The organism is Neochlamydia sp. EPS4 (assembly GCF_000813665.1).
Lineage (GTDB): Bacteria > Chlamydiota > Chlamydiia > Chlamydiales > Parachlamydiaceae > Neochlamydia.
On record NZ_JSDQ01000021.1, the window covers coordinates 1 to 3,059 of the forward strand.

Here is a 3,059-nt window from a genome sequence, read left to right on the forward strand (position 1 = left end):
GGGTTGAAGAAAATTGTAAAAACATCACGGTTCTAGATTTAGCTAGAGTAGGCTTGACTTATTTACCCCCAGAAATATGCCAGTTATCTCGGCTGCAAACGCTTGACTTAAACCAAAACCAGCTCACCAGCCTGCCTCCAAAAATTGGACAGCTGTCCCAGCTGCAAACGCTTGACTTAAATCAAAACCAGCTCACGAGCGTTCCTGTAGAAATCGGGCAGCTGTCTCAGCTACAATGGCTTTACTTAAATCAAAACCAGCTCACCAGCCTTCCTGCAGAAATCGGACAGATGTCTCAGCTGCGATGGCTTGATTCAAGCCAAAACAAGCTCGCCGCTCTGCCTGCAGAAATTGGGCAGCTGTCTAAGCTGCAATGGCTTCACTTAAATCAAAACCAGCTCACTAGTCTTCCTGCAGAAATTGAGCAGCTGTCTAAGCTGCAAACGCTTGACTTAAATCAAAACCAGCTCACCGCTCTGCCTGCAGAAATAGGTCAATTGTCTCAGCTGCAATATCTTTACTTAAATCAAAACCAACTCACCAGCCTTCCTAAAGAAATCGAGCAGCTGTCTAATCTGTATGAGCTTGACTTAAATCAAAACCAGCTCACCAGCCTTCCTGTAGAAGTTGGGCAACTGTCTCAACTACGAGTGCTTGACTTAAATCAAAACCAGCTCACCGCTCTGCCTATAGAAATAGGCCAATTGTCTCAGCTGGCACGGCTTTACTTAAATCAAAACCAGCTCACCAGTCTTCCTGCAGAAATCGGGCAGCTGTCTGAGCTGCAAACGCTTTACTTAAATCAAAACCAGCTCACCAGTCTTCCTGCAGAAATCGGGCAATTGTCTCAGCTGCAATGGTTTTACTTAAATCAAAACCAGATCACCGCTCTGCCTATAGAAATAGGCCAATTGTCTAAGCTGGCACGGCTTTACTTAAATCAAAACCACCTTACGGCTCTGCCTGCAGAAATCGGGCAGCTGTCTGAGCTGCAATATCTTGACTTAAATCAAAACCAGCTCACCGCTCTGCCTACAGAAATTGAGCAGCTCTCTCAGCTGCAAGCGCTTGAGTTAAATCAAAGCCAGCTTACCAGTCTACCTGCGGAAATCGGGCAACTGTCTAAGCTGACACGGCTCGACTTAAATCAAAACCAGCTCACCGCCCTGCCTATAGAAATAGGCAAATTGTCTCAGCTGCAAAGGCTTTACTTAAATCAAAACCAACTCACCACTCTGCCTACAGAAATTGGGCAGCTGTCTGAGCTGCAAACGCTTTACCTAAATCAAAACCAACTCACCACTCTGCCTACAGAAATTGGGCAGCTGTCTGAGCTGCAAACGCTTTACTTAAATCAAAACCAGCTCACCATTCTGCCAGCAGAAATCGGGCAACTGTTTAAGCTACGAACGCTTGAATTAGCGGAAAATCCTCTGAAGCATATCGCCGAAAAAATAAGGGAGCGTTTTCAATTGTAGAATAACAAGTACTTTTTAATTTGGCGTGAGCTAAAATGAAATAAGAAACTTTTAAACATCTTATCTTTAAACAAGTAATCCGCTTTTCTTTCCGCAACTAAGCAAGTTTAAACTATCCTACACATTTATAACGACAAGAAGTTTTTCTCTTTTTCTGCAGAGTGTTATGTATGGAAGAATAACTTTTTTTGACAGGGAGAAACTAGTGTATTGTACTCCATCATTCGGTAGAAATATTAAAACAAGGCACCAAAAAGAGCCGTTTTTCTCAAATAAGGCAAAGAATCAATCTCATTCTTTTAGCCACACCAAAATTGCCGTGTCACTTAATCCCCAAAACCTGTGGCTACTCCTAAATACTTGGAAGCCCCTCCTTTCCTTAAATCTATCTGAAAAAAAAAAGCGAGGTAGATTATCTGTGAGTTGTTTTTCATTAATAAGAGCACGAATTCGTTTGACTTGTTTTTTTAATTTTTTTATATTGTCTTTAAAAAATAAAATGCTAAAAAGTTATCACTACCACAGGAAATAAAATGCACCCTATCTCTTCGGCATCTATTGAAAGTTTGCCCAATGAATTGCTACTCCCTATCTTAGAGGCTCGCGTAGTTCCTTCCTTATTTGGCGTCTGTAAAAGATGGCATCATCTGCTGGCTTCTGAAGTCATGCCCCCTCTTTATAAGCAAATAGGTAAAGTGCATGTTCCTCAAGGAAATGTTAAGGAGCAGGCTCTTATTGTAGATAGGATTTATAAGCTAGAAGAAAAGCTTTCTGAAACAGCAAAGGTAAATGCAATCTTTAGGCGAATCTTTACTTTAGCCAAGTCTCTTTCAGCTTTAGAATTTAAAGAGAAAACAGAAGAAAAAAGAGGCTTAACTCTGGCTAATTACTCTTCTTATCTCTTAAATATTAATCGCCTTTTACTTTGGAAAATGCTTCCTGGTGGGGAAGAATACTTGAGCCGAGAAAAAATTAAGCACTTGCCTCTAGAGAAAAAAGGAGAGCTTCTTAGAGATTGGATTGAAAAAAATTGTAAAAACATCAAGGTTTTAAATTTAACTAAAGCAGGCTTGACTTACTTACCCCCAGAAATAGGTCAATTGTCTCAATTGCAAGAGCTTTACTTAAATCAAAACCAGCTCACCACTCTGCCTACAGAAATAGGTCAATTGTCACAGTTAGCACGGCTTAACTTAAATCAAAATCAGCTCACCGCTCTACCTATAGAAATAGGCCAATTGTCTCAGTTGCAATCGCTTGACTTAAAAGAAAGCCAGATCACCGCTCTGCCTACAGAAATCGGGCAGCTGTCTGAGCTGACACACCTTTACTTAAATCAAAACCAGCTCACCGCTCTGCCTGCAAAAATCGGGCAGCTGTCTAAGCTGCAATGGCTTTACTTAAATCAAAACCAGCTCACCAGCCTTCCTGCTCAAATCGGGCAGTTGTCTCAGCTGCAAACGCTTGATTTAAATCAAAACCAGCTCACCGCTCTGCCTGCAGCAATCGGACAGCTGTCAGAGCTGACACGCCTTTACTTAAATCAAAACCAGCTCACCGCTCTGCCTGCAGAAATAGGGC

Annotated in this window: 2 protein-coding genes; both read left to right on the forward strand. The window is 41.7% G+C overall.

The window, feature by feature from the left end:
- On the forward strand, nucleotides 1-1,478 hold a 1,478-nt coding region (locus tag DB42_RS01505; RefSeq protein WP_044881425.1), incomplete at its 5' end, for a leucine-rich repeat domain-containing protein.
- 533 nt (nucleotides 1,479-2,011) lie between these two features.
- The coding region (locus DB42_RS11515) for a leucine-rich repeat domain-containing protein (protein WP_202965059.1) at nucleotides 2,012-3,059 on the forward strand (1,048 nt) is incomplete at its 3' end.